The sequence below is a fragment of the Pseudomonas sp. 1D4 genome (genome assembly GCF_001728925.1).
Classification (GTDB): Bacteria; Pseudomonadota; Gammaproteobacteria; order Pseudomonadales; family Pseudomonadaceae; genus Metapseudomonas; species Metapseudomonas otitidis.
In genome coordinates this window covers 1-6,512 of sequence record NZ_LXJQ01000097.1, presented here as the reverse complement: position 1 = coordinate 6,512, position 6,512 = coordinate 1, and the positions used below count along the sequence as shown (strand labels likewise).

The window sequence follows — 6,512 nt, the reverse complement described above, 5'->3', positions numbered from 1 at the left end:
CCAGTCGCCGCCGGCTCGGCGGTGCGGTGCCGAGCCGTGCCAGCCAGTCCTTCCAGCGCACCCGCTCGTCGCGCACCAGCCAGCCGTCCTGCTCGGCAAACCCTTCCGACAGCCACAGCCCCCGGGTGCTGGCCGGCTTCAGCTCGCCGTTCAGCAGGGTGAACAGCTCGCCGGTGGGCTGGCCATCCTGGCAGGGCAGCAGGTAGATGTCCGGCCGGCGGCGCTCCAGGCTGGCCACCAGAGTCTCGCCCTGCAGCACTTCATCGACATGGAACAGGCTCGGCTGGCGCGCCTCGCGGGGCAGCTCCAGGGCCAGGTCATAGACCAGTTGCAGGGACGCAGTGGGCAGGTGCACGTAGGCGTGGGGGCGCTCCAGCAGGGGCAGGCTGCCGCTCTGCACCGGCCGCGCCGCGCCGGACAGCGGGCTGAGGCGGAAGTAGGCGTGCTCCAGGTAATGCAGAGCCTTCGGGTAGGGCGTCGGCAGCCAGGTGTCGGCGAAGCGGCCGGCCAGCCAGCCGTTCGGCGTTTCGATCAGGCATTCCTCGGCCACCTCCTGGACGGCAGTCAGCAGCGGCAGGTTCAGTTCATGGACCGGCACGTAGCCGGAAATCAGCTTGAGCACGGTATCGCCCCGGTCCTGGCGGCGCTGACGCACCACCACCCAGTAGGTCTGGCCGTGCAGCGTCAGGGTCAGGCGCACCGAAACCCCGAGATTCGCCAGTTGCACCGAGAAGCGCTGGCTGTCGTCGATCGCCAGGGGCTGGCGACGCCGTTCGAGCATCTGCGCGAAGTTCATCGGCAGGCCAAGGCTGTGGTAGGCCAGCCCGTCCGGGCTGGCGTCCACCTGCAGCTGCAGGGTCTTGAAGAGGGTCGGGTCCTTGCGGGCCAGGGTGCGCGACATGGCGGCTCCTCCTTGCGTCGGGGTCGGCCGCGGGCGCGGCGTCAGGCTGGACCACCCAGCACCGCGGCGGCGGTCGCGACATTATGGGACAGGTGCAGCGGATTGATGGTGCCGATGATGGCGCTGGTCACCCCCGGGTGACCGAAAATCAGCTCGAAACTGGCCCGCACCGGGTCCACCCCGGGTGCCAGGCAGACATGGCCGCTGGCCAGGCCCTTCTTCACCAGCAGGCCCTTGGCATGACTGGCAGCATAGTCCAGCACCGGGCGCTCGCCCTGCTCGTTGAGGTTGTAGGTGACCATCGCGCAGTCGCCACGCTCCAGCGCCAGCAGGCCGCCTTCCACCGTCTTGCCGGAGAGGCCGAAGGCGCGGATCTTGCCGGCCTGCTTCAGCTCGGCGAGGGTCTCGTAGACGCCGCTGTCCCGCAGCACCGCCACGTCGTTGCCGTCGGAATGCACCAGCACCAGGTCGATCACGTCGGTCTCCAGGCGCTGGAGGCTGCGCTCCACGGAGCGGCGGGTGTGGGCCGGGCTGAAGTCGAAGTGCGACTGGCCGGCTTCGAACTCCTCGCCCACCTTGCTGACGATCACCCAGTCCTGGCGCTGGCCACGCAGCAGCGGGCCGAGGCGCTCCTCGCTGCGGCCGTAGGCCGGCGCGGTGTCGATCAGGTTGATGCCCAGGTCACGGGCCAGCGCCAGCAGCTGGCGGGCTTCAGCGTCGTCGGGGATGGTGAAGCCGGAGGGGTACTTCACGCCCTGGTCGCGGCCCAGCTTGACGGTGCCGAGCCCCAGGGGGGAGACCCGTAGGCCGGTGTCGCCGAGTGGGCGGTGCAGGTGGTGCAGGCTGTTCATCCCAGCAGTTCCTCCCAGGCCGGTTGGGCCACCGGCGGTCGGGGCAGGGCGGGCAGCGGCGCGTGCTGGCCGGGGCGGATGCCGTCGCGGTCCAGGCTGGCCAGTACGCGGTCGGTAAAGTCCGGCGCCAGGGCCAGCTTGGTCGGCCAGCCCACCAGCAGGTTGCCCTGCTCGGCGAGGAAGGCGTTGTCCGGACGTACCAGGCCGGATTGCGCCGGCTCCGCGCGTTCCACCCGCAGGGTCGCCCACTGGGTGCCGGTGTAGTCGATCCACGGCAGCAACTGCCGCATCTCCTGCTCGGCCGCAGCGATCTGCTCAGCTTCGTTGCGGGCCACGCCATCGGCTTCCGCCAGGTCGCCGCCCAGGTACCAGACCCACTGGCCATCGGCCGCCGGGTGGCTGGTGACGGTGACCCGCGGCTTCGGCCCGCCGCCCAGGCTGTGGGCGTACAGCGGCTTCAGCCCCGGCCCCTTGGCCATGACCATGTGCAGCGGGCGGCGCTGCATGGCCGGCTGCTGGATGCCCAGCGCCTGCAGCAGCGCCTCGTTGCCGGCGCCGGCGCTGAGCACGATGCGCTGGGCGCGGATCTCGCGGCCGTCCACGCGCAGGCCCACCAGAGCCTCGCCGTCGTCGCGCAGCGGCTCCACCTGGTGGCCGGCCAGCAGGCTGTCGCCGGCCAGCTCGGCCAGGCGGGCGATCACGCTGGGCACGTCCAGCACCAGCTCGGCCAGGCGGTAGACCTTGCCCTTGAATTTCGGGTGTTGCAGCGCCGGGGGCAGCTCGCTGCCGCTGACCGGGTCGACCCGGCCGCGCATGGCCTTGCTGGCGAAGAAGCTGGTGACGTTGCCGAACAGGCTGCCCGGCGACCACAGGTAGTGTGCGTCGGAGAGCAGGCGCACGCCGGAGAGGTCCAGCTCGCCGCTGCCAGCCACGGCTTCGCGCCAGCGGCGCGGCATGTCGGCGATGGCTTCGGAGGCGCCGGTGAGGGCGCCGTGCAGGGCGTACTTGGTGCCGCCATGGATGATGCCCTGGGACTTCACGCTCTGGGCGCCGCCCAGGCTGGCGGATTCCACCAGCAGCGTGGCATAGCCCAGCTGGCGCAGGCGGGCGTTGAGCCAGAGACCGGCGATGCCGCCGCCGAGGATGAGGATGTCGGTGCTGAGGGGTTCGGCCATGGGAGACGACGCCTGGGAAAAAACAGGGGCGCAGTATAGCGCCCCTGTCGCGTGTGCCGTGCGTGGCCGTTCGCCGCTGGATCAGTGACCGGTGCTGTTGGAGAACACCTGGATCACCACCACCCCCGAGACGATCATCCCCATGCCCACCACGGCCGGCAGGTCGAGCTTCTGCTGGTAGATCACCAGCGCAGCGATGCTCACCAGCACGATGCCGAGCCCGGCCCAGATGGCATAGGCGATGCCCACCGGAATGCTCTTCACCACCATCGTCAGCATCCAGAAGGCGATGGCGTAACCGCCGATGACCAGCACCAGCGGCAGGGGTTTGTTGAAGCCGTCGACGGCCTTCATCGAGGTGGTGGCGACCACTTCGGCGGCGATGGCGATGGCGAGGTAGATATAGCCGGTCATGGTCGGGCCCTCCTGTCAGGTGGGCGGATTCTAGAGTTTTCCATGATGGGATAAAGTCATTACCCATCTGAATCAGAGATAGGTTGAGCCGCCATGCACTGGAACCTCGAACAGCTCCGCGTCTTCGTCGCCGTGGCCGAGGGGCGCTCGTTCTCCTCCGTCGCACGCGACCTGCGCCGCGCCCAGTCCGCCGTCAGCACCGCCATTGCCCTGCTGGAAGAGGACCTGGGGGTGGCGCTGTTCGATCGCAGCAGCGGGCGCCAGCCCAGGCTGACGCTGGAAGGGGCGGCCCTGCTGGAGGAGGCCCGCGAAGTGCTGCGCCAGTGCCAGCGCCTGGAGGGCCGCGCCCAGGGGCTGTCCCGTGGCGAGGAAGCGCGCCTGCGCCTGGCCCAGGACGAGGCCATGCCCTACCAGCCGGTGCTGGCCAGCCTGGAGGCGCTGGGGGCGGCCTTCCCGATGCTGGAGGTGCAACTGGCCAGCAGCGCCCAGGGCGACGTGGCGCGCAAGCTGCTGGAGCGCCGCGCCGACCTCGGCCTGCTGTTCCACCACGAACACATGCCCGACGCCCTGGAGCGCCAGCGCCTCGGTACCATCGAAATGGTCACTGTCTGCGGCGCCGGTCACGCCCTGGCCGCCAGCGGCTATGCCGACCGCCGCGAGCTGGTGCGCCATCGGCAGATCCTCATGGCCCCGCAGGACAGCCACTATCCCGGTGGCGAGCAGCTCGGGCCGCAGGTGTGGCGCGCCGACAGCTTCTACGTCATGGCCGAACTGGTGATGCGCGGGCTGGGCTGGGCCTGGCTGCCCCGGCACGTGGCCCAGTACCCGGCCTACCAGGGCCACCTGGTGGAGCTGCGCAGCGACTGGACGCCGCCCTCGCTGGTGGTGGAGCTGGTCTGCCGGCGCGACGAAGCCCTCGGCCCCGCCGCGCTGTGGCTGGCCGACCAACTGGCGGAGCACCTGCAGGCCCTGGGTTGAGGCCCAACCGCCGGCGCCCGAAAACGCTTCGATTGGCGGACCGCTCAGTTATCATCCGCCCCCTGTCCGCATCACTGGCCTCACCATGAATCGCACCCTCTACACCCTGCTCTTCCATCTCGGCCTGCCCCTGGTGGCCCTGCGTCTGGCCTGGCGCGCCTGGCGGGCGCCGGCCTATGCCCGGCGCATCGGCGAGCGTTTCGCCCTCGGCCTGCCGCCGCTCAAGCCGGGGGGCATCTGGGTGCACGCCGTGTCGGTGGGTGAGAGCATCGCCGCCGCGCCCATGGTGCGCGAGCTGATGGCACGCCACCCGGACCTGCCCATCACCCTCACCTGCATGACCCCCACCGGCTCCGAGCGCATCCAGGCGCTGTTCGGCGACCGCGTGCAGCACTGCTACCTGCCCTACGACCTGCCCTGGGCCGCGTCGCGCTTCCTCGACCGGGTGCGGCCGAAGCTGGCGGTGATCATGGAGACCGAACTCTGGCCCAACCACATCCACCAGTGCGCGCGGCGCCGGATCCCGGTGGTGCTGGCCAACGCACGGTTGTCGGCCCGCTCCGCCCGGGGCTATGCGCGTTTCGCCAAACTCACCGCGCCGATGCTGGCCGAGCTGGACTGGATCGCCGTGCAGACCGAGGCCGAAGCCGAGCGCTTCCGCCAACTGGGCGCGCGCCCGGAATGCGTGGGGGTGACCGGCTCGATCAAGTACGACCTCAGCATCGACCCAGCCCTGCCGGCCCGGGCCGCCGAACTGCGCGCCGCCTGGGGCGCCAGCGGGCGGCCGGTGTGGATCGCCGCCAGCACCCATGCCGGCGAGGACGAGATCATCCTCGCGGCCCACCGCGCCGTGCTGGCCCGGCGTCCGGATGCCTTGCTGATCCTGGTGCCGCGCCACCCGGAGCGCTTCACCTCGGTGTACGAGCTGAGCCGCCAGTCCGGCTTCGCCAGCCAGCGCCGCTCCAGCGGCGAGTCGGTGGCGGCGCAGACCCAGGTGCTGGTGGGCGACACCATGGGCGAGCTGCTGTTCCTCTATGCCCTGGCCGATAGCGCCTTCGTTGGTGGCAGCCTGGTGCCCAACGGCGGGCACAACCTGCTGGAGCCGGCGGCCCTGGGCAAACCGGTGCTGTCCGGCCCGCACCTGTTCAACTTCCTCGAAATCGCCGCGCAACTGCGCGATGCCGGCGCCCTGCTGGAGGTGGACGGCGCCGAGGCCCTGGCCCGCGACGTCGAAGGGCTCTGGGCCGATGCCGCACGCGCCGCTGCCATGCGCGATGCAGGGCTTGGCGTGCTGCGGGCGAACCAGGGCGCGCTGGAGCGCCTGTTGGAGGGCCTCTCTTCCCGACTCAAAGGCTGAGCGCGCGGCGCTGGGTCAGAAGGTCGGCGGGGTCACGATCCACAGCACCAGGGCATCCCGCTCGCCGGGGTTGCCGTAGCGGTGCGGTTCCTGGCTGGAGAAGGCGAAGCTGTCGCCCTCGTTCAGCAGGAAGTGGCGCTCGCCGACCCACAGCTCGAACTGCCCGCTCAGCACGTAGCCGGCTTCCTCGCCTTCGTGGCTGTAGCTCTCCTCGCTGTAGGTGCCGGGCGGAAAGCGCGAATGGAGGACCTCAAGCGAACGGCTGGGCTGCGGGCTGAGCAGCTCGTCGGTGATGCCGTCCTCGTAATGCAGGCTCATGCGGGCGTTGCGCCGCACCACGTAGCCCCGGTCGGCCTCGGCCACGGGGGCCTCGCTGCCGAAGAACCACTGGATGGTCACCCCCAGGCTGCGGGCGATGTTGAACAGCGCCGGGATCGAGGGGTAGGCGAGGTTGCGTTCCAACTGGCTGATGTAGCCGGCGGTGAGCGAGCTCTGCTCGGCCAGTTCGCTCAGGGTCATGCCACGGCGCTTGCGCAGGCCGCGGATGCGGGTACCGAGGAACTGGCTTTCAGGCGGTACGGCCTGGGGCGAGGGCGGCGTTGGGCTCATGGTCTGGCTGTCCTTGTAGGCCGGCGGCCCGGTGTGTCGGGCGCGGCATTGTAAGGCAGGTTCGGCCCTCGCCGCGCGCCCCGGCTTCAGCCGGCCGCCGAAACACTGACGGCATGGCCGTATGCCCTTTTCAGCCGGCGTAAGTCGTGCTTTTCGTCTTGTCGGCTCTTGGTTTCTCAAGGATATTTGGCGCGTTTTTTGGGGGGCGACTGACGCGCCTATCGGAA

7 protein-coding genes are annotated in these 6,512 nt (G+C 70.3%); 2 read left to right on the top strand and 5 right to left on the bottom strand.

What is annotated here, in order from left to right; translation table 11 throughout:
- The 4 genes from A7D27_RS26445 to A7D27_RS26430 form a co-directional block, all read right to left on the bottom strand.
- Positions 1 to 901 (bottom strand): metal ABC transporter ATPase (locus A7D27_RS26445; protein ID WP_069566627.1); only part of this gene is annotated, 901 nt, incomplete at its 3' end.
- Between the two features lie 41 nt (positions 902 to 942).
- Positions 943 to 1,752 (bottom strand): aldo/keto reductase, encoded by an 810-nt coding sequence (locus tag A7D27_RS26440; protein WP_069563681.1) that lies wholly within the window; start codon positions 1,750 to 1,752, stop codon positions 943 to 945.
- Entirely contained in the window at positions 1,749 to 2,927 is a 1,179-nt protein-coding gene (locus A7D27_RS26435; RefSeq protein WP_069566626.1) for an FAD-binding oxidoreductase, read from the bottom strand. Before A7D27_RS26435 ends, A7D27_RS26440 begins: the two co-directional genes overlap by 4 nt.
- Positions 2,928 to 3,008: 81 nt before the next feature.
- Positions 3,009 to 3,341, bottom strand: a complete 333-nt coding sequence (locus A7D27_RS26430; protein WP_069563679.1) for a multidrug efflux SMR transporter — start codon at positions 3,339 to 3,341, stop codon at positions 3,009 to 3,011.
- A gap of 93 nt (positions 3,342 to 3,434) precedes the next feature.
- Here A7D27_RS26430 and A7D27_RS26425 point away from each other — a divergent pair, with 93 nt between their 5' ends.
- Entirely contained in the window at positions 3,435 to 4,319 is an 885-nt protein-coding gene (locus A7D27_RS26425) for a LysR family transcriptional regulator (protein WP_069563678.1), read from the top strand.
- A gap of 85 nt (positions 4,320 to 4,404) precedes the next feature.
- Positions 4,405 to 5,676, top strand: a complete 1,272-nt coding sequence (gene waaA, locus A7D27_RS26420) for a lipid IV(A) 3-deoxy-D-manno-octulosonic acid transferase (protein ID WP_069563677.1) — start codon at positions 4,405 to 4,407, stop codon at positions 5,674 to 5,676.
- A gap of 15 nt (positions 5,677 to 5,691) precedes the next feature.
- Here waaA and A7D27_RS26415 read toward each other — a convergent pair whose 3' ends face one another.
- Positions 5,692 to 6,285: a cupin domain-containing protein gene (locus A7D27_RS26415; protein ID WP_069566625.1), complete on the bottom strand. Its 594-nt coding sequence runs from the start codon at positions 6,283 to 6,285 to the stop codon at positions 5,692 to 5,694.
- Positions 6,286 to 6,512 lie beyond the last annotated feature (227 nt).